Origin of the sequence: Nocardia sp. NPDC051900 (assembly GCF_044452545.1) — a bacterium.
Taxonomy (GTDB): domain Bacteria; phylum Actinomycetota; class Actinomycetes; order Mycobacteriales; family Mycobacteriaceae; genus Nocardia; species Nocardia sichangensis.
Genome location: NZ_JBITBU010000004.1, coordinates 340928 through 361250 on the forward strand (window position 1 = coordinate 340928; position 20323 = coordinate 361250).

A 20323-nucleotide genomic window follows, 5' to 3' on the forward strand; every position below is an offset into this window, starting at 1 on the left:
AAACGGGTTTTTAGTTAGTGGTTGTTCATGTCGTGTGATAGAACTCACTGGCGAAACGAAGGGGACTGTTCGACATGGAACCAACAGCCAAGCAACGCGCGGCGATGAACGTCATCTGCGACACGTTCAACCCCGGCGACGGGTTGACGCTGCCGTCGGCGAGCGCGCTCGGAGCCGTTGACACCGTCTTCCAACTGCTGGGGCGCAATCCGCGCGAGGCGGAGAAGAAGCAACTGGCCACGCTGCTGAACCTGTGGGATTCCCGGCTGACCGGCCTGCTCACCGGCAGCGGTCTCCGGCGCTTCTCCCGCCTTTCGCAGGAGGAGCGGGAACGGGCATTGCTGCGGCTGGCCGATTCGCGTTTCGAATCCGTGCGGGTGATCTTCGGGGCGCTCAAACAAGCGTCGCTGCTGTCCTACAACATCACTCCCGGCCCGACGGGCGTCAATCCGCTGTGGAAGGAGATCGGGTATCCGGCCCCTGCCGGTCCGCTGACCACGGCGCCCGTGCCCGTGTTGACACCGCTGCGTTGCACCGAGACGACCGAATTCGACTGTGACGTAGTGATCGTCGGTTCCGGCGCCGGAGGCGGTGTGGCCGCCGCGGTATTGGCCGAAGCGGGCCTGGACGTCGTGGTGCTGGAACGCGGAAACTACTACGACGACCGCGATTTCGGCGCGGGCGAGCTGGACGGGTTGCAACACCTGTACGCACCGGGGCCGCCGGGCACCGCCGACGGTCAGATCACCCTCGTCGCGGGCACGTGCCTGGGGGGTGGGACGGTCGTCAACTGGAGTACGTCTTTGCCTACGCCGGAGGATGTCCGGGCGGAGTGGGCCGCCCTGGGCGCCGCCCAGTTCGCCGAGGACGAATTCGGCGACGCGCTCGACGTGGTGCGGCGGCGGCTCGGTGTCACCGATCGGCGGTCGGTGTTGTCGGCTCGCGACGGCGTTCTCGAGCGCGGCGCCCGCGCGCTCGGCTGGGCGGTGGACACGTTGCCGCGCAACGTGACCGATGCCTGCGACGCCGGTGTGGAGTGCGGCCGGTGCGGTTACGGCTGCCGCCTGGGCGCCAAGCAGTCGGTGACCAAGACCTGGCTCGCCGATGCGGCGGATCGCGGCGCGCGACTGGTCGTGGACGCCGACGTGCGGCGGATCAGTGTCCGAAATGGTCGCGCGGGAGGCGTTTCGGCGGTCACGTCCGACGGCGTGGCGATCGAGGTGCGCGCTCGTGCGGTGGTGGTGGCGGCCGGTGCGATCCAGACTCCGGCGTTGCTGCGGCGCTCCGGGCTGCGCAACCAGAACATCGGCCGCCATCTGCGCCTGCACCCGGCGGCCGCGGTGTTCGGGGTGTTCGAGGAAGAGATCCGGCCGTGGGAGGGCGGCTTGCAGACCCGGATCTGCCGCGAGCACAGCGATTTGGACGGCAACGGCTACGGCGTGATCTACGAAACCGGCCCGATTCATCCCGGTCTCGCCACCGGGTTCATGAGCTGGCGCGGCGCGGAGAACCATCGGACCACCATGCTCGATTTCGCGCGTTCGAACGCGATCGGCATCATCACGCGTGACCGCGATTCGGGCACCGTATCCGTCGATCGCGGCGGTGAGCCGATCGTGAACTACCGGTTGTCGGACTACGATGCCGCCCATTTGCACACCGGGTTCGAGGGGGCGGCGAGCATTCTGGAAGCAGCGGGTGCGCAGCGCATCTTCTCCGGGCACCAAGCGGGCGTCTCCTACGAACCGGGCCGCCGCGGCTCGCACGCCGATTTCGCCGCCGCGTGCCGGGCCGCCGGGTACGGACCGGGGCAATGCTCCCTGGGCGCACTGCACATCATGGGTTCGGCGCGGATGGGCGGCTCAGCGGAAACCTCGGCCACCAACCCGGACGGCGCCACGTGGGAGGTGGCGAACATCGTCGTCGCCGACGCCTCCAGCTTCCCCACCGCGTCGGGCGTCAACCCCATGGTCTCGATCGAGGCGATCGCCTACATGAACGCGAAAAGGCTTGTCGCGCGGTTGAGCTGAATACCGGCCGGGGTCGGGTCAGAGCGCGCGAATGCCGTCGAGCACCGCGCGCAGGAGGCCGAGATCCGATTCGGACCCGGCCGTGGGCTCCGCCGACCGGTAGATCAGCCTGCCGTCGTCGAGCAGGTCGCCGATGAGGACCTTCGTCATCGTCAGCGGCAGGTTCAATCGCGCGGACACCTCCGCTACCGACTGCGGGGTGCGGCAAAGCTGCACGATGGCGGCGTATTCCGGTTCGGTGCGCCGCAGTGCGGTGCCCGGCGCGCCATCGACCACCAGGGTGACCAAGTTCAGTTCCGGGCGCACGGCACGACCCCGGCCGCGGGTGATGGCGAAGAGCCGGACCATCGGACCGGCGTCTTCCTCGTACCAGGGATCGTGCTGATAACTCATGGCTGTGTCGAAGCGGGTGGGTGCGGGCGCGTGTCGACCGACAGATGTGTTCCGACTCGCTGCACCGTCTGATTCATTTCGTAGGCCACCATACCCATATCGGCGGTCTCGGACGCCAGCAGTGCCAGGCAGGCGTTGGTTCCGGCCGTGGTGACGAACAGCACGGCGTGGTCGAGTTCCACCACGGTCTGGCAGACGCCGCCTGCGTCGAAATGGTGGCCGACGCTGCGGGATAGGCTGTGCATCGCCGATGCCATCGCGCAGAACCGCTCGGCGTCGGCCTTGTCCAGTTGGGCCGAATGGCCGATCAGCAGCCCGTCGGAAGACAGCAGCACCGCGGATTTCGCTCCGACCAATCCGGTGACCAGCTCGTCGAGCAGCCAACCGAGGCCGGTTCCCTGGGAAGTAGTCATCGTCGCCTTCTGCAGAGGGGGGATTGCGGACTAATCGAAGTCGGGACGCTTCCGGCGTCCCTGGCGGGTGCCGTTCTCGATGGCACTCATCAGATTGCGTGCTTCATCGGCGGTCCGCTGTCGTATCGGGGCGGCGGGCGCCGTCTGCTCCTGCTGCTGGGGAGATTGACGGCGGCGGCGTGGGAGCGGCGGCCTGGCGTCCGCGGCCGGACCGGGATCTGGTGTGGCCGCGGTGTCGAAGCCACGGTCGTCGCTGTGCGGGGTCGGTGCCGGGGCCTGTTGCTCGGAGGCCGGGGTGAACCATGCCGATCGGCCCGGTACCGGCGCCGGTCGAGGCGGGAGGTCGTCCGGCGCCTGCGGCCGCACGGGCTCGATGGGGTCAGCGTCGCTCTGCTCGCGCGGCGAGGTCTCCGACCGCAGGAGTGCGCTCGGAATGAGCACCACCGCCCGCACGCCGCCGTAGGCCGACTCACCCAGACGTACCGAAACACCGTGCCGGTGAGCCAGTTTCGCGACGACGAACAATCCGAGCCTGGTGTCGCTTGACAAAGTCACCACACTGAAATCCGGTGGGTTGGACAGCAGTTCGTTGCGCGCGGCGAAGTCGGCCTCCGACATGCCCAAGCCCTGGTCGATGATCTCGACCGCGACGCCGCGCCCGACCACGACGCCGGACACCTCGACCCGCGCCTGCGGGGGTGAGAAGGCTGTCGCGTTGTCCATCAGCTCGGCCATCAGGTGGATCAGGTCGGCGACGGCGTTGCTCGACACCTGGAGTTCCGGCAGCCTGCCGGTCTGGATCCTGGCGTAGTCGAGACTTTCGGCGACGGCGGCGCGGACCAGATCGATCAGTGGAACCGGCTTGCGCCAGCGTCTACCCGGCTTCTCGCCGCCGAGGATGATGAGGTTCTCGGCGTTGCGGCGGGCCCGCGTCGCCAGGTGGTCGAGCTGGAACAGCAGCTCGAGCTGGTCGGCGTTCTCCTCCTTGCGTTCGGCTTGGTCGAGCAGCGCCAACTGGCGGTGCACCACGACCTGGCTGCGATGGGCGATGTTGAGGAATACCGCGTTGACGCCCGTTCGCGTCTTCGCCTCGGCGACCGCGGCGGATACGGCCGCGACATGGGCGCGGTTGAAGGCGTCGGCCACCTGGCCCAATTCGTCGGAACCGAAATCCAGTCGGGCCAACCCGGCCTCGGAGTCGATGCTTTCGCCTCGGCCGAGCCTGCCCATGAGATCGGGCAGCTGCTGGTCCGCCAGTTCCAGTGTGTCGCGCCGCAATCGCCGCATTCGCCCGATGAAGCGATTGGCCATGATCAACGCCGCGAGGAAGGCGATGGTCGCGACCAACAGCACCCCCGCGCCACCGAGCATGGAATGCCGCGCGGTTTCATCGCCTCGCTCCCGCGCGATCTGGTGCGCGTCGCGGCTCTGGTCGTCCCAGAGCTTCAGCAGGGCCGCCGAGACCTGGCCGGAGGCTTCTTGCCAGGCCGCGACACCCATGGGCAACGACGACGTGGTCCTGGAGGCCGAGCGGCCGCTCTGGGTCCTGCCGGTACCGGTGGACTCGTCGGAGTCGGAGCCCGCCTCCACCGGACCGCGCACCAGCACCGCGTCCTGCATCGCGACGAGCTTCTGATAGGCCGGTCCGGCAGTGATCTCCTGGAGCTGGGCGAGTCGCTTGTTCTTCAACACGCGGCCGGAGTAGGCGACCTCACTGCGGAATTCGCCTACCAACCGGCTGAATTCGGTCAATTGCGCGGGAGTGTTCTCGCCGACGGTCAGCGCCACCGCGCCCAGGGTGTCCGCCATCGACAGGGCTTCGGCCGCGCGTAGGGGCTCGACGCCGTAGTTCAGTTCCATGGCGATGTCGGCTTCCGGCGCCACCCGGGCGGCGAGGGTCGACGCGGCGATGATCGTGCCGATGACCCCGCTGAAGACTTCGAAAACCTCGTGCGGCGCGGCCTGCCGGGTGTCGACCCCGCCGCGCAGCGTCGGAACCATCGCGAACAGCTTGTTGTAGCCCTCGATATCGGAGGCGGACCCGCCGGGATTCAGTTTGCGGGCGGCATCGCCTTTCGCCATCACCCCCGCCAGCGCCGCGTCCGAACGCTGGCGTGCGGCGGCGAGCCCGCGGGCGACTTCGGTGTCACCGGCCAGAGACAACAGCGACAGGCGACGCTCCTCCTGGAACGCCTGGACCATGAGGACGGCCGGTGCCGTCGTGCTGCTGGCCAGCTCCGCCCATTCCTTGGCCGCCTGGGCGGATCGCACCAGATAGCCGGCCGCGCCCACACCGATGATGAGTAGCGTGACGCTCGATATGAGCACGATCGCCAGCAGGCGTACCCGGACACTCACTCGACCACGGACATCACGCCGGCTCGACCGAACCACTCCCATAGCGGATTCGCGCAGCTCTGACCACTTGCTCACGGCTGGAAAATGCCTACCCTCTGACACGGCCCCGCCCGACCCGGGCGGCACCTCACCTGTACCCGTTCCGAAGAATAACGAAAGTGTAGCGGTTCGATCGCGAATCCCACGGATTCGCTTGGGCCAGCAAGTGAATCGAAATTATTCCGAAATTCGAGCACGCGAGCTCGGGTGCGACGGGCTCCGCGCGTGATCGTCGACCGTAAACGCGCGCGGATGGATTGCTACTCAGCGGTATAGCGTAGCCGATCCGCAGCTGCGAGAACCAGAGCGAACATCTATCTCTAACTTACCGATGGTTCTGGTCGTATATGGACAGCTCGTTCGATTCCTCAGCTGTCCGTCTGTGCGATATGGGTGATCGGTTCCGTGTCATCGAACCAGACACCGAGAAGGGCAGCCCAATGTCCACGGAACCGGGTGATGATATAGCGCCGACTTCGATATCCGATTCCCGCTGCTGGCAATAAATCCGTCGCTCGATCGCCACACCGACACTCGCCGCTGCGACCCGCGCTGTTCGTGCAAGCGCTGCGAAGTCCCGGAGCGCCGCAGAGTGCCCGGCGAACGATTCCCGCGGTGGCGCGGCTCTCGTTACCGGACCGTCGGCGCCGCGCCGGGAGTTCGTGTCATCGCGGTGACCAGGCGGCCCGCAGTTCGAGCGCGGCGATGACGCGATGAAGCGTTTCGACGGGGTCGGGGCCGCATTCGAGATGCAGGCCGCCGGGAACGGTGCCGGTCGTTCGGCACGTGTCGAAGAACGCGCGAATCACGTCGGCGACATCGTCGGCACCGAAGTCGCCGCCGTGCGGCATGCGCGTGGACGGCATCGGATCGCACACCCAGCAGATCGGTGTGTCACACGCGGCGGCCGCGGCGAACAAGGACGGAAGCGTATCGAGGGTACGGGCGACGCCGAATCGGGGGACCAGTGTGAGCCGCCCCGGCTCTTTCCGCGGATTCAATGTGCGACAGAGGAACTCGATGTCGTCCGGGGTAGTGGCGGAGCCGAGTGCCACCGCGACAGGGTTACCGGCATGGATGGCGACCCGCATTCGGTCGTGGGCGAGAGCCCCCGCCCGATCGCCGAGCCACAAAAGGTGTGCCGAGCGATCCCACCATCGTTCGTCGGGTCCCTGGCCGGGCGGGACGACCGGTTCGCGGGAGATGCGCAGCAGCGGTAGCCAATTGTGCAGTTCACTGGCGCCCGGCGGTGCGATCGCGGCGACGGGCAACAGCCCGCTCACCGCGCGGAGCAGGTCGCGTCGCACCGGATCGTGCGACCGGTCGGCGGCGCGGCGCAAAATGTTCACGCACAGCGTGATCGGCAAGCGGTCGGCGGGCCACTCGTCGAGCGCCGCGACAGCGCGGAGGTCGCCGTGGTGTCGTCCGGGCGCTCGTTCGATGGTGACCGTCGCTGCTCCCAGCCCATGCGTCATGACCGCGGCCGCCGCGTACGTCAGTGCCCTGCGCGCGGCAACCGTTCTGGTGTCGGCTCCAGCAGAGGCGTCGTCGCGGCCACCGAGGTGCAGGACGAAACCATCTCCCCGTGCTGCCTTCGCCAAATCCGCTGTGAGGACCTCACATTCGTGGGGTTGTATGGGCCCGGGCCGCGAATGCCGCAAGCGGACGGGTGGCGCTGCGGAGTCCGCACCCCGCTGTACGCTGCCCAGGAATTCGTGCGCCTCGAACAGTCGGCTCGCCACCAGGAACGACCCCGGCCGCGCGGGTTCCGGTTCGTCGGCCCAAGGCGGATCGGCACCGGCCGTGGCGGCGTGGTCGGGTGGGATGACGTCCGGGTTGAACGACTCCCGGATGTAGCAGAGCGGCCGATCCCCGAGTGTCATGACGTATGCCCGTGCCGCGCAGAGGCGACCGTCCGGCCACCGCACCACGCCGGTCCGCAGGAGATGCCGCCGCTGGGATACGCCACGGGAGATGAGTCCGGTCCCGATCGGCACCCGCACATCGTCCATACCGGAAGCGGCCGCGCCCGCGCGCACCGCGACGACGTAATTGATGGATGCGGTGACCAAGTCGGCGTTGACCAGGCAGGAGCGGCGGACGATGACGCGATCGGAACCGGATACCCCCAGAGCGTCGGTGACCGTGGTCGGCAGCCGACCGGCCGCGATGTCGTCCTGACGCAATACCCGCACCTGCAGGTCGGTGCGAAGAATCGCCGCCAGCGCGGGGGTGGTGAATCCGTCACTCGCCAGCAGCATCCTGGTCAGCGGGTGGTCGAATCGCCCGATCTCGTCGGGGGTGCGCAATCCCGAACCACCGGGCGGGCGATCACCCGGTGGTTCGGGGCCGGTGTGCGTGATCGTCACGACCGGCTCCGTGCCGTGCCTGTCACGAGAAATCCGTGCCGGTACCGGCGCTAAAGGGTGGTGGCAGCCGTCGGTGGAAGAACGGGACGAGCCACGGCGGCGATCTCCGCTTCGGTCCGCGGCCGATCGGTGAGGCCGAGCACCGGCTCGGTCGTGATGCGCAACTGGCCGGTCGTCGTGTCCGCCAACGGATCGCGCCAGTGATCCCACACGACGGACATGTCGAGGTGGCCCATGTACTCGAGGTTCGCCGACTCCGCGTGCAGACCTTCGGCCGCGGAGATGATGGTCGCGGTCGCGGCGCGCTGTTGCACACCCGAGGACTCGTCCATGTCGGTCAGGCCGGCCATGATCTCGGTGAACTGAGCCTGCTTCGTGTCGCCGCTGTGCCCGGTGGTCAAGGTGCCCGCGTGCGCGAAATACTCCTCCGAGCCCACATACTGCTCGTACATCCGCGACACCAGGACGAGGAATCGCGTGTAGGCCCGGCGATAGGCGTCCTCGTAGAAGGCCAGCGCGGCGGACTCGCTCAGTTCGCCGCGCAGGATCGTCGCGATCGCCGCCGCGGCGACCAGGCCGGAGTACGTCGCGAGATGCACGCCGCTGGACAACAGCGGATCGAGGAAGCAGGCCGCGTCGCCGACGACCACCCAGCCCGGACCGCTGAACCGGTCGGAGGTGTAGGAGTAGTCCTGCTCCGCCTTGACCTCCGCGACCTGCCGCGCACCGACGAGCAACTTGCTCATCGCCGCGCTGTCGGCGATGGTCTGTGCGTAGTACGCCTCTCGGCCGAGTTCGCGGAGTTTGGGAGCGGCTTTGCGCGCCGAGACGACATAGCCGACGCTGTGGCGGCCGTTCGAGAGCGGAATGTTCCAGAACCAGCCGCCCTCCGGCGTGGAGACGACGTTGATCGCGCCCTCCGGGCTGTCCGGATGTAGGTGTGCGCCTTCCCAATACGACCACACGGCGACGTTGCGGAAGGCGGGATGCTGCTGACGATCGACGACCTGGTGTTTGGCCAGTACGCCCGCGCGGCCGGAGGCGTCGACGAGGAAGTCGATCTCGGTGGTGTGCACTTCGTCGTCACCGTCGACGGTCCATTCCACGGCCGTCGGCCGGTCGCCCTCGAACAGGACGTTGGTGACCGTGGCCTGCTCGATCACCCGCGCACCCTGCTCGGCGGCGTTGCGCAGCAGCAGTTCGTCGAAGACGTCGCGCTGGACCTGCCAGGACCAGGCCTCGGCGTCCACGAGCTTGGACCAGTCCAGCAACCAGTTGTCGTCCTGCCACTGGAAGTGGCCACCTCGTTTGATCTGGAAGCCGTGGGCGGCCACCGAGTCGTAGGCGCCGGAGACGCGCAAGGTCGACAGGACCGAAGCCAACAGGCTCTCGCCGATGTGGTAGCGCGGGAACTTATCTCGTTCCAGGAGGGTCACCCGGACCCCCGATTTCGCGAGCAGGGCTGCGGTGGTGGACCCGGCTGGGCCGCCACCGATGACCAGAACATGCGGATTGTCCATAGCGAACTCCCTGGAACTGCCGACAACGGATCGTGCGCCCGCCTCAGTGGTGGAAGGACTCCGGGCGAGCCGCGGTCTTCGACGCGTCCGAATCAAGTTTTGCCACTGATTAGCTAAACTAACGGTGCACGGTTCGATTGTAGCAATTGATAGCCAAACCTCAATAGATACAAGCTATTTGGCAACCATCGGTCTATCCGCCTGCGGGTTACTGAAGGGTTGCCAAAATGCCCGCAGGAGACCTTGCCGCTGGACTGTCGTCACTGGGCATGAGCTGCGATGCCGAAGATGGTGGACATCGCATCGTCTGTGGAAACCGTTGCGGGAGGGAGTGTTTCGCCAGCGCTATGCGATCGCGGCGGGGAACGTGGAGGTCAGGGTAGGCGGCGATGACATAGGTCGTTCGGTCATCACCCCTCTTTCCCAACGGATCCAAGGATACGGCGGACCCTCGCGTTGCACGAATCGTTCACCAAGAGTTACCGCGTTGGTGACCAGGTCTCCGCTTCGGCCAACTCCCGGCGACGGTCCAGGCGAGCGGACGGCATTGTGGCGCGGCGGATTTGCCGACCCTTCTGACCTGCGCGGTAAAGAATTTCGCGGTGTCGGTGGTTGTGACACTCCGATGGGCGAACTCGGTGGCGTGCGCCGAGCCGTCATCGCGCGGGCGCGAACGGCGACACGACCGCCAAGTCATCCGGGAACGGGCGTTCGCGATCACAGAAGTCGGTGTGGCGTCGCGTGAAGGCGGCGAAGTGCCGGGAAATGGGCGAGAAGGGGCGAGTTCAGGCCGGGCCGCGTCCGGCGGCGACCCGGCCCGCGACGGGCCGTACGTCGCGGTGGGATATCAGCCACTCGCCGTCGTATTTCTCGTATCTGTCCTGCACCAGGCCGATGGTGGTCCAGTCCGCGGGGCGGTTGGTGTCGGCGAATTCCCTGGTGGTGAACCAATGCCATACCGTGGCGTAGGCGGTGAGCAGCGGGCCGTCCTCGGTCCACTCGATGGTGGCCTGCCCGGCGACATGCGCCACCATGGCGCGCTGGGATTTCGGCGCGCGGCTCATGTACGCGGTGAACTCGTCGCGTCCGTGGAAGCGCACCACCGGGCCGGGCATGATCCGGTACTCGATCAGCGCGTCCGGTGTGAAACATTCGACGAAACGTTCGCTCTCCCCGGTGTCCGCGAGTCGGAAGAAGTGATAAAACGTGCGGTAGATCGCCCGCTCGGCTTCGATGGTCGCGAGCAGATCTTCGGGTGCGCCGGTCACGTCGGTCCTTTCCCCGGCGACAAGGTATCGCACGGTGAGTCGTTCGGTGTCGAATTCGGCGGCAGCAGGACTTCGCGGGTGCGCTGCGGCTCTCACCGGGGTGTGGCGGCTGCGGTGCGCTCCTGCGCGTCGACGGTGGAGGCGAATGCCGTGTCGAAGCGGAAGGGCCACGGGCTCACGAGTTTTCCGGCGCTTCGTAGGCGCGCAAGAAGGTGTCGACCCCCGTCGTGGCGACCGCGCGCATCTCGGTGGTGGAGACCTTGCGCGTGCCCAGCCGTGAGCGGCCCTCCATCGGGCCGGTGATCAGCGCGAGGAACTGTTCCGCGGCGGTGGCCGGGTCGCACGCGCGCAAGCGGCCGGACAGCGACAGGCGCGCCAGCCGATCGGCCAGCGCATCGGCCAGTTGGTCGGACGTGCGGCTCACCACGATGTCGATCAGGTCGGGGAACTGGGCGACCTGCCCGTAGGTCAGCCACCGCAGCGACCGGGATCGCTCGGAGCAGCAGACCCGGATCAGCCGGTACGCCAGGTCCTCCAGCGTGGCGCGCAAGTCGGGGCCGGGGTTGCGCAACCGTTCCACCACCGCCAGGTTCTCGGCCAGCACCGCGTCGCCCGCGGCCGCCAGCGTGTGCCGGAACAGGGTTTCCTTGTCGTTGAGGTGGTTGTAGATGGTCGGCTTGGCGACGCCTGCCGCCTCGGCGATCTCCTGCACACACGCCTGCGCGTAACCGCGGCGTGCGAAGACCGCGAACGCGGCGTCCAGGATCGCCTGCCGTTTGTCGATCCGCCCGCGCGAAGCCGCCTGTCCGGCTTGCGATGTCACTGCTGCCACTCCCGCAGTCTAGTACGCTGACGAATATTAGATTGAACCGGCTGGTACAAAGCTTCGCTTGTTTCGGCTCGAGCCCGTGACCATGAGGCCCGGCGCACGGCGGCACCGATGAGTTTCCGGCGGTCACGGCGTCGTTGGTGATGGAGTATCCGTGACCTGATCAAGGAGAATCATGACCGACGACCTGGCTGCCGCCTCCACGGCCGATCCCGAATTGCTCGATGTCCCGGAGGTCACCACGGCGGTTATCCGTGACCGTGTCCCACCCGCGGGCTTGCGAGACTTCTTCGACCGGTCGTTCCGGATCCTGCCGGAGGTCGTCGCCGGACAAGGCGCGACGATCGAGGGGCCGGCATTCTGCGTGTATCGGGCGGAGTCCGATGCCGCGCTGGACCTGGAGGTGGGGTTCGCGGTCGACCGGGACCTGCGCCCGGAGCGCGACGTCAGGGCCGGTTGCCTGCCCGCGGGCCGCGTGGCGAGGATCGTGCACGCCGGTGGATTCGACGGCTTGGCTGCCGCCTGGGAACACCTGCGGGCCTGGATCGATGAGCAGGGACTGGCCGCGGAGCCGCTGCGGTGGGAGGTCTACCTGACCAAGCCCGCTCCGGACATGGACCCCACGGATCTGCGCACCGAGCTGAACTGGCCGGTTGCGCAGCGATGATCGAACCCGCGCCCGCCCGACGGCGCAGCCGACGAACTGTTGGCGGCAGCTTCGGCGGGACGGCGTCGAATCGAAGACCTCGCTTCGAACGCGTGACCAGCGGCGTCCCGGAATCTCACGACGCTGATCCTCGCGTCGGCCCGGCTTCGCGGGTTCACGTATCGGGGTCTTCGTCTCGGTCGGTGTGGGGCCCTGGGCCCGCCAGATTGCCGGCATTCTCGGAGTGGCCTTCGAGAATGCCCTTTTCCCGCGCGTTCGAGGTTTCGTGCGAGTCGTCCTTGTCGGTGGTGTCGTAGGGCTGATTCATGACTGCTTCTCCTCGGGAAAAGTCGACGTGGGTGTCCGGTCCGGGTGGAGCTATCGCGAATCGGCCTACCCCTGGAGCCACGGGACAAACCGAGGGGAGCGCCCGGTCCAGCCATATTGGACGCGGTGCTCGACGGGTTCAATCGCGCTGTAAGTCAATTGAATGCGTGATGCACGGCTCTCGCGGGCGGTGACGGGCTACAGGCCGAGCAGGGTTTCCGCGACCTTTCCCATGGCGTCGCGATACTCCGCACGGCTGGATTCGTCGGCGGTCCGACGCGCGAGGATGCCCGCGGTGAGGGTGTAGCCGATCGTTTCCGCGATCACCCGCGGCGTCGCCACCGGGGTGATGCGGCCCGCGTCGAGTTGACGCTGGAGATACCGGGTGAAGCGGCGGATCGGCCGTTCGGTGATCTCCTCGGACAGCGCCGCCACTTTGGGGTCCACGGATCCGCGCTCATCGATCAGGCGCAGCAGAGGTCCCGCCGCGGCGACCGCCGTGGCGAAGGATTCGATGGTGGCGCGCAACATCTTTCGCGGATCGTCATCCTCGATGCCCGGCTCCTGCGCAGCGAGGAAGTCGTCGCGCACCCGCTCGGCCAGCGCGAGAAAGATCTCCTCCTTGGAGGCGAAGTACACGTACATCGTCGCGCGGGAGACGCCGGCCTCGGCGGTGATGGCGGCGACGGTGGTGTTGTCGTAGCCGCGCTCCGCGAACACGCGGGTCGCGGCGTCGAGCAGATCGCGGTGCCGGGAGGTGTGCGAGCGCTCCCGCGCGGCGCGCACCGACCAGGTGGACTGGGTCACGCCGATATGGTGACTCATATTGACGTTGACGTCAATGTCAACCAGACTGGGCGGCATGCAGGTCGTCGTGGCGAACAGGGGAGAAGTAGCGGTGCGCGTGTTGCGTACCGCCCGGGAACGGGGTTGGCGAACCCTCGCGGTGCATACCGCCGAGGAACGAGACGCGCTGCACGTCCGGCTGGCCGACGATGCCGTGCCATTGCCCGGCGTGGGAGCCTCCGCCTACCTCGATGTCGCGGCCGTCGTCACGGCGGCGAGGAAGGCGGGCCCCGGCGCGTTGGTGCACCCAGGCTGCGGATTCCTCAGCGAGAGCGCCGAATTCGCGAAGGCGTGCGCGGCGGCCGAACTCGTGTTCGCCGGTCCGTCGCCCGAAGCGCTCGAAATCTTCGGCGACAAGACCGCGGCACGCGCGGCGGCCGAGCGCGCGGGTGTCCCGGTTATCCCGGCGAGCCGCCGCGGCGCGGACATCGCCGAGGTACGGGCACTGCTCACCGCGCATCCCGACGGGGTGATGGTGAAGGCCGCGGCGGGCGGTGGCGGGCGCGGTATGCGTGCGGTGCGCGACGCGGCCCGCCTCCCGGAGGTGTTCGAACGCTGCCGCGCGGAGGCGCTGGCCGGATTCGGTGACGACGCGGTCTACGCGGAGGCGCTGATCACCGACGCTCGGCACATCGAGGTTCAGATCGTCACCGACGGAGCCGTGGCCGCGGCGGTCGGCGACCGCGATTGCAGCGTGCAGCGCAGGCAGCAGAAACTGCTCGAGGTCGCGCCCGCCCCCGAATTGCCGGCCGGGTTGCGCGAGCGGTTGCATCGCTGGGCGGTCCGGCTCGCCGAATCCGTCGGCTGCCGCGGTGTCCTCACCGTCGAATTCCTGGCGCGCGGCGACGAGGCGTGGTTTCTCGAGGTCAACCCGCGGCTGCAGGTCGAGCACACCGTCACCGAAGCGGTTCTGGGAATCGATCTGGTGGCGGTGCAATGCGATCTCGCCCGCGGCGCCACGCTGGCCGATCTCGCGCTCCCCGATCCCGGTTCCGCGCGCGGTTACGCGGTGCAGGCGCGCCTGAACGCCGAAACCGTCACCGCGGGCGGCGACGTGCTGCCCGGCACCGGCACGCTGACCCGGTTCGCGCCACCGACCGGAGTCGGCGTACGGGTCGACACCGCCGCGTTCACCGGTATGCGGCAGGACGCGCGCTTCGACTCGTTACTGGCCAAGGTCATCGCCTGCGGACCGTCCTATCCGGCCGCGCTGCGCCGGTGCGCCGACGCGCTGGCCGAGACCGTCGTGACCGGGGTGGACACCAATATCGCCGTGCTGCGCGCGATCTTGACGGATCTGTCGGAGGGCCGCGTCGTGCCGACCACGTGGTTCGAGCGGAACGTCGACGAATTGGTCCGGCGGGCGGACGATTTAGCCGTCGTCGTGCCCGCTGCGCCCGACCGGGAAGAGAGCGCGGCCGCCGAAGTGACGCTGGACGGCGACGAGGAGGCGGTGCGGTCGCCCATGGGTGGCACGGTGGTCGCGCTCACCGAGCCCGGCGTCGTTGTCGCGGCGGGCGGCGAGGTCGCGGTGCTGGAAGCGATGAAGATGCAGCACGTGGTGCGCGCCGAGCAGGACATGCGCGTGGGCCGCCACGTGGCGGCGATCGGCGCGGTCGTCGATTCGCACGCGCCGCTGCTGACCTTCGTCCCCGCCGAGCACGAGGGCGCGGTCGTGGATCACACCGCGGTGGACCTGGATGCGGTGCGCGCCGACCTCGCCGAAGTCCACGCCCGCCGACGGGGAGTGCTCGACGAAGCCCGGCCGGAGGCGGTCGCCAAACGCCATCGGCTCGGGCGGCGCACCGCCAGAGAGAACATCACCGACCTCGTCGACGCGGACAGCTTCGTGGAGTACGGCGCGCTCGCGGTGGCCGCCCAGCGCCTGCGTCGCAGTCCGGAGGACCTGATCGCGAACACGCCCGCGGACGGCCTGATCGCGGGCGTGGCCACCGTCGGCGCCGAGCGATTCGGTCCCGGCCGCTCGCGCGCGGTGGTGCTGTCCTACGACTACACGGTGCTGGCGGGCACCCAAGGGATGCGCAACCACGTCAAGACCGACCGCATGCTGGAACTCGCACGCGAACAACGGCTTCCGGTGATCTTCTTCACCGAGGGCGGCGGCGGCAGACCGGGCGACACCGACTATCCCGGCATCTCCGGTCTGGACGTGACCACCTTCCGCGCGATGGGCGCACTCTCGGGCCGGGTTCCGCTGATCGGCATCGTGTCCGGACGCTGCTTCGCGGGCAACGCGGCGCTGCTCGGCATGTGCGATGTCGTGATCGCCACTCCCGACGCGAATATCGGCATGGGCGGCCCCGCCATGATCGAGGGCGGCGGCCTGGGCGTCTACGCCCCGGAGGACATCGGCCCCGTCGAGGTGCAGCGTCGCAACGGCGTCGTGCACATCGTGGCCGCGGACGAGGCGGAGGCGGTCGCCACCGCGCGGCGCTATCTCGCCTACTTCCAAGGCGACATCGAGGAATGGACCGCGCCGGACCCGCGGCTGGCGCGGCACGTGGTTCCGGAGAATCGCCTGCGTGCGTTCGATATTCGTGCCGCGATCGAGGCCGTCGCGGATGTCGGGTCGGTGCTGGAGCTGCGCCGCGACTGGGCGGCCGGGATCATTACCGCACTGATCCGGGTCGAGGGACGGCCGTTCGGTTTGATCGCCAACGACTGCCATCATCACGGCGGGGCGATCGATGCTCCGGCCGCCGACAAGCTCAGCATGTTCCTACGTCTGTGTGACGAGCACGGCTTGCCGATCGTCTCCTTCTGCGACACACCGGGCTTCATGGTGGGCCCCGACGCGGAGAAGGACGCCACGGTGACGAAGTTCAGCCGCCTGTTCATCGACTCCGCCGCGCTGTCGGTGCCGCTGGGCACCGTCATCGTGCGCAAGGGCTACGGTCTGGGCGCTCAGGCCATGGCGGCGGGCTCGTTCCGCGCTCCCCGGTTCGTCATCGCCTGGCCGACCGGCGAGATCGGCGGCATGGGCCTGGAGGGCGCGGTCCGCCTCGGGTTCGCGAAAGAGCTGGCCGCCATCGAGGATCCGGGCGAGCGGCAGCAGGCGTTCGACAACCTGGTCCAGCTCGCCTACGCCAACGGCAAGGCTCTCACCGCCGCCACCGTTCTGGAAGTCGACGACGTCATAGATCCGGCCGATACGCGCCGCTGGATCCGTACGCTGCGCTGACCGGTACGGCAGCCAGGGATCCGGCGCGACCCGCCACCCGCTCCGGGTTGAGATCATGATCCGCACGCGCGCCCTATCAGGCGCCGTGGCAGGACGGTCCGTCCTCACCACGGGATCGAGGACGGGCGAGCCGGGCAACGCCCGCGACACATCCACGGCAGAGAGACCTGCCACGAGTCGACCGTGACCACCGATCCAGCGACCGGCACGGCGCGGATGCGCGTGGCACTCGGCGGTGACGACGCGACGACCACGCGGATCGCCGACCGGCTCGCCGGACTCGTCGACGTGCACGTGACCGTGCGCTGAACCGCCGCACCCGGTGACCGGGTGAGCCCGCGCGCGTCGCGGCGGAGCGAACGCTCAGCGCACGGTCGCGTGCGCGCCGTTCAGCGCGTCGACCAGGTTGCGGGCGCGCAGATCGAGCGCGCCTTCGACAATGTGGTTGGTGACGTAGGCGAAGGCGAGACGGCGTTCGGGATCGGCGAACGCGAGACTGCCGCCGCGGCCCGGATGGCCGAACGAGGCGGCTCCGCCCAGTGGCAGTTCCGCGGTGGGCAGCATGTACCCCGAGGCATAACGGCCGGGCAGCATCAGGACGTGATCGGTGCCCGCGACCTGTTCCCGGCTGGCAGCGGCGAGAGTGTCGGCGGTGAGCAGGCGCGTGCCCTCGACCTCGCCGACGAGCGCCGCGTACAGACGCGCCAGGCCGCGGGCGGTGCCGATGCCGTTGCTCGCGGGCAGTTCCGCGGCTTGGACGGCCGGTGAATTGAAGTCGATGTCCGCCGGGTCGGTGATCTGGAAGGCCCGATTGACCAGGGCCTGCGGATCACGCATCGCCGCGAGCAGCGGACGCAGCGACTCGGGAACGGCGTCCTCGGGCACCGCGGTCAAGTCGGGCGCGGGCGCGAATACCAAGCGGCTGACCCGGGCCTGCTCGGACGGTGGCAGGCCGATGAAGAAGTCGATATCGAGCGGACCCGCGATCTCCTCGGCGAGAAACCGGCCGGGCGTGCGACCGGACACGCGGCGGATCACTTCGCCGACCAGCCAGCCGTAGGTGCGCCCGTGATACCCGAACGCGGTGCCGGGGGGCCAATTCGGCGCTTGCGCGGCCAGTGCGTCCACCATCGGCGTCCAGGCCAGTGCGTCACCCAGTTCGACCGGCTTGTCCAGCGCCGCGAGGCCCGCTTGGTGCGTCAGCAGCCAGCGCACCGGGATGTCGGCCTTACCCGCCGCCGCGAATTCCGGCCAGTAGCGCGCCACCGGAGCGTCGAGATCGAGTTCGCCCCGTTGCGCGAGCAGGTGCGCGATGGTGGCGACGACGCCTTTCGTCGCCGAATAGACCAGCTGCAAGGTGTCGCGCTGCCACGGTCGCCCGGTATCGGGATCGGCCGTTCCGCCCCACAGATCGACCACCGGCCGCCCGTCCAGGTACACGCAGACCGCGGCGCCGACGTCGCCCTGCTCGGTGAAATTGGCCGCGAACGCCTCCCGCACGGCCTCGTAGCCGGCGGCGGCCGTTCCCTTGATGATCATGCGGGACAGCATGTCATGACGCGGCCGAGCAGAGCATCCGGCCTGGTGACCACCATCGAGAAGTTTTTTCCACCGCGATGTCCGAGAATGGTCAGCGGCTCCGACGTTCCAGACGAGCGGCGCCACCGGGGCGCCGACGACCCAGAGGAATCGCCATGAAATACATGATCCTGAGCTACGCCTCGCAGCGGGACTATGACGGCATGGTCGGCAAGGACACGGGCAAGCCGGCGTGGACGGCCGAGGAATTCGCGGCACTGACCCAGTTCATGACCGAACTCAACAAGAAGCTCGAGGAATCGGGCGAACTCGTGGAGACCCGGGGACTTGCGGAGCCGGTACACACCAGGCGGCTGGGCATCAAGGACGGAAAGCCGTTCGTCACCGACGGCCCCTACGCCGAGACCCAGGAAGTGCTCGCGGGATTCTGGATCGTGGAATGCGAGAGCTTCGACCGCGCCACCGAGATCGCGGCCGAACTCAACAAGTGCCCAGCTCCCGCGCACGTGCTCCAATCGGTCTACGCCGATGTGCGCCCGATCGCCGAAGCCGCTCCCGAATTCGGCTGACCGTGCCCGATCCGGTGGCGACGGACCTGCTGCGCCCGTTGGCGCCGCAGGTCCTCGCCGCGCTCGTGCGCAAGTACGGGCACTTCGACACCGCGGAGGACGCGGTGCAGGAGGCGTTGCTCGCCGCGGCGACGCAGTGGCCCGCCGACGGTGTCCCGGCCAAACCGCTGGCCTGGCTGATCACCGTCGCCTCGCGCAGGCTCACCGATCTGCTGCGGGCCGAGCAGGCCCGCAGGCAACGCGAACAGACCGTGGCTCGCTGGGCGCTGCCGGAGGACTGGCTGACGCCGCCCGCCGACCGGCAGCCCAGCGACGCCGACGACACCCTGATCCTGCTGTTCCTGTGCTGTCACCCCGCGCTGTCGCCGTCCTCGCAGGTCGCGCTCACGCTGCGCGCGGTCGGCGGCCTCACCACCGCGGAGATCGCCCGGTGCTTCCTGGTTCCGGAACCGACCATGGCGAAACGCGTCGGCCGGGCGAAGCGCACTATCGCACGCAGCGGCGTGCCGTTCGCGCCGCCGTCCGCGGCCGACCGGGCCGACCGGCTGGCCGCCGTGCTACACGTGCTGTATCTGATCTTCACCGAGGGCTACGCCGCCACTTCCGGCCCCCATCTGCACCGGGTCGAGCTGTCGGCCGAGGCGATCCGGCTCACCCGCCTCGTGCACCGCCTGCTGCCCGAGGACGACGAAGTGGCGGGACTGCTGGCGCTGATGCTGCTCACCGACGCCCGTCGTGCCGCACGCACCGGCCCCGGCGGCGAGCTGATCCCGATGGAGGAACAGGACCGCGGCCGATGGGACGCGGGCGCGATCGCCGAGGGAATCGCACTGGTCACCGCCGCACTGCCACGGGGCATTCCGGGGCCGTATCAGTTGCAAGCCGCGATCGCCGCACTGCACGACGAGGCGCCCAGTTACGCCGCGACGGACTGGCCGCAGATCGCCCTGCTCTACGAACGCCTGCTGGCGGCGTCCGACAATCCGATGGTCGCGCTGAACCACGCGGTCGCGGTGGCGATGGCGGTGGGACCCGCGGCGGGGCTGAAGCTGGCCGACGATCTCGGCGAGCGTCTCGCCGGCGACCACCGCTTGCCCGCCGTGCGCGGACACCTGCTGGAGATGCTCGGCGACATCGCCGGCGCCCGCGGGGCCTATCTGGCCGCCGCGGAGCGGACGACGAGCATTCCGCAGCAGCGCTACCTGCTGTCCCGCGCCGCCCGGCTGGAGTCGAGCGGCGACTGATCTCGATCGGCGGCCGAACTTGTCGTTGCGCACCGGAATACTCGTCGCCGACCGATCTTCGTGACGAACTGGAGGAGTGCATGGCGCGCGAACTCGACGACCTGCCCTACGCGCGGTATCTCACCGCCTTGGACGGGGACCTCGAAGCAGAGGGCGACTACGACTGCGTCCGGGTCGACGGCGGTGCGCTGGACGACGTCGATGTGTCGCACGCGCGCTTCAACGAGTCGGCGTTCAGCTCGAACACCTTCACCCGCGGCACGCTGCGCTACAGCCGGTTCACCGATGTGTGGCTGCGCCACGTCCGCTGGGTCGGCACCGAATTGGCCGACACGGCGTGGCTGGACAGCGAGGTGGTGGCGGGCGCGATGTCCGGTGTCGACTTCGCGGGCGCGAACCTGCGGCGGGTGCGATTCGAAGGTTGCAAGTTCGACTCGGTGAACTTTCGCCGGGCCCAATTGCGCGAGGTGACCTTCACCGACTGCGTGCTGCGCGATTGTGACTTCGCCGAGGCCGCGCTGACCGAGATCACGGTGCCCGGCTCGGCGCTCGTCCGGCTCTCGCTGCGCAACGCTCGCGTGGTGAAAGTGGACCTGCGCGGCGCGACGGCGCTCGATGTCGCCGACGGGCTCGACAGCCTGCGCGGGGCGACGATCAGCAGTCCACAGCTGATGGATCTCGCGCCCGCCTTCGCGCGTTCCATCGGTATCACCGTGCGGGATTGATGGCGC

The 20323-nt window shown here is 68.6% G+C and carries 17 protein-coding genes; 7 read left to right on the forward strand and 10 right to left on the reverse strand.

Features of this window, described 5'->3' with window-relative positions:
- Nucleotides 1-74: 74 nt before the first annotated feature.
- Nucleotides 75-2030, forward strand: coding sequence for a GMC family oxidoreductase N-terminal domain-containing protein (locus ACIA5H_RS08620; protein ID WP_397074901.1), 1956 nt, complete (start codon nt 75-77; stop codon nt 2028-2030).
- Nucleotides 2031-2048: 18 nt separating this feature from the next.
- Here the strand turns inward: ACIA5H_RS08620 and ACIA5H_RS08625 are convergent, their stop codons facing one another.
- From ACIA5H_RS08625 to ACIA5H_RS08655, 7 genes are all read right to left on the reverse strand, one after another.
- On the reverse strand, nt 2049-2423 hold the full coding sequence (locus tag ACIA5H_RS08625; protein WP_356965655.1) for a DUF742 domain-containing protein: 375 nt from the start codon (nt 2421-2423) through the stop codon (nt 2049-2051).
- Nucleotides 2420-2836 carry a roadblock/LC7 domain-containing protein gene (locus tag ACIA5H_RS08630; protein WP_397074903.1) on the reverse strand — a complete coding sequence of 139 codons (417 nt, stop codon included), beginning with the start codon at nt 2834-2836 and terminating at the stop codon, nt 2420-2422. Before ACIA5H_RS08630 ends, ACIA5H_RS08625 begins: the two co-directional genes overlap by 4 nt.
- Nucleotides 2837-2866: 30 nt before the next feature.
- Nucleotides 2867-5194, reverse strand: a complete 2328-nt coding sequence (locus tag ACIA5H_RS08635) for a nitrate- and nitrite sensing domain-containing protein (protein ID WP_397074905.1) — start codon at nt 5192-5194, stop codon at nt 2867-2869.
- Nucleotides 5195-5898: 704 nt separating this feature from the next.
- Nucleotides 5899-7602 (reverse strand): 3-deoxy-7-phosphoheptulonate synthase, encoded by a 1704-nt coding sequence (locus ACIA5H_RS08640; RefSeq protein ID WP_397074907.1) that lies wholly within the window; start codon nt 7600-7602, stop codon nt 5899-5901.
- Nucleotides 7603-7652: 50 nt separating this feature from the next.
- Nucleotides 7653-9122, reverse strand: a complete 1470-nt coding sequence (locus tag ACIA5H_RS08645) for an NAD(P)/FAD-dependent oxidoreductase (RefSeq protein WP_397074909.1) — start codon at nt 9120-9122, stop codon at nt 7653-7655.
- A 785-nt stretch (nt 9123-9907) separates the two neighbouring features.
- A complete protein-coding gene (locus ACIA5H_RS08650) occupies nt 9908-10390 on the reverse strand; it encodes a nuclear transport factor 2 family protein (protein WP_379253806.1) in 483 nt (160 codons plus the stop codon).
- Nucleotides 10391-10565: 175 nt separating this feature from the next.
- Nucleotides 10566-11222, reverse strand: a complete 657-nt coding sequence (locus ACIA5H_RS08655) for a TetR/AcrR family transcriptional regulator (protein ID WP_379253805.1) — start codon at nt 11220-11222, stop codon at nt 10566-10568.
- A 172-nt stretch (nt 11223-11394) separates the two neighbouring features.
- Between ACIA5H_RS08655 and ACIA5H_RS08660 the strand changes: the two genes are divergently transcribed.
- A complete protein-coding gene (locus ACIA5H_RS08660; protein ID WP_379253804.1) occupies nt 11395-11886 on the forward strand; it encodes a GyrI-like domain-containing protein in 492 nt (163 codons plus the stop codon).
- Nucleotides 11887-12040: 154 nt separating this feature from the next.
- Here the strand turns inward: ACIA5H_RS08660 and ACIA5H_RS08665 are convergent, their stop codons facing one another.
- On the reverse strand, nt 12041-12193 hold the full coding sequence (locus ACIA5H_RS08665; protein WP_397074912.1) for a hypothetical protein: 153 nt from the start codon (nt 12191-12193) through the stop codon (nt 12041-12043).
- Between the two features lie 197 nt (nt 12194-12390).
- Nucleotides 12391-12999 (reverse strand): TetR/AcrR family transcriptional regulator, encoded by a 609-nt coding sequence (locus ACIA5H_RS08670; RefSeq protein ID WP_379253802.1) that lies wholly within the window; start codon nt 12997-12999, stop codon nt 12391-12393.
- A gap of 55 nt (nt 13000-13054) precedes the next feature.
- Between ACIA5H_RS08670 and ACIA5H_RS08675 the strand changes: the two genes are divergently transcribed.
- Nucleotides 13055-16240 carry a carboxyl transferase domain-containing protein gene (locus ACIA5H_RS08675; protein ID WP_397075054.1) on the forward strand — a complete coding sequence of 1062 codons (3186 nt, stop codon included), beginning with the start codon at nt 13055-13057 and terminating at the stop codon, nt 16238-16240.
- Nucleotides 16241-16423: 183 nt separating this feature from the next.
- Nucleotides 16424-16549 carry a hypothetical protein gene (locus tag ACIA5H_RS08680; RefSeq protein ID WP_379253801.1) on the forward strand — a complete coding sequence of 42 codons (126 nt, stop codon included), beginning with the start codon at nt 16424-16426 and terminating at the stop codon, nt 16547-16549.
- A gap of 54 nt (nt 16550-16603) precedes the next feature.
- Here ACIA5H_RS08680 and ACIA5H_RS08685 read toward each other — a convergent pair whose 3' ends face one another.
- On the reverse strand, nt 16604-17779 hold the full coding sequence (locus ACIA5H_RS08685) for a serine hydrolase domain-containing protein (protein ID WP_397074915.1): 1176 nt from the start codon (nt 17777-17779) through the stop codon (nt 16604-16606).
- A gap of 155 nt (nt 17780-17934) precedes the next feature.
- Here ACIA5H_RS08685 and ACIA5H_RS08690 point away from each other — a divergent pair, with 155 nt between their 5' ends.
- The 3 genes from ACIA5H_RS08690 (at nt 17935) to ACIA5H_RS08700 (ending at nt 20317) form a co-directional block, all read left to right on the forward strand.
- Nucleotides 17935-18348, forward strand: coding sequence for a YciI family protein (locus ACIA5H_RS08690; RefSeq protein ID WP_355075219.1), 414 nt, complete (start codon nt 17935-17937; stop codon nt 18346-18348).
- 2 nt (nt 18349-18350) lie between these two features.
- Nucleotides 18351-19592: an RNA polymerase sigma factor gene (locus tag ACIA5H_RS08695; protein WP_397074918.1), complete on the forward strand. Its 1242-nt coding sequence runs from the start codon at nt 18351-18353 to the stop codon at nt 19590-19592.
- 80 nt (nt 19593-19672) lie between these two features.
- The gene (locus tag ACIA5H_RS08700) at nt 19673-20317 is read left to right on the forward strand and encodes a pentapeptide repeat-containing protein (RefSeq protein WP_379253798.1); all 645 of its coding nucleotides are present in this window, start codon (nt 19673-19675) and stop codon (nt 20315-20317) included.
- Nucleotides 20318-20323: the final 6 nt, after the last annotated feature.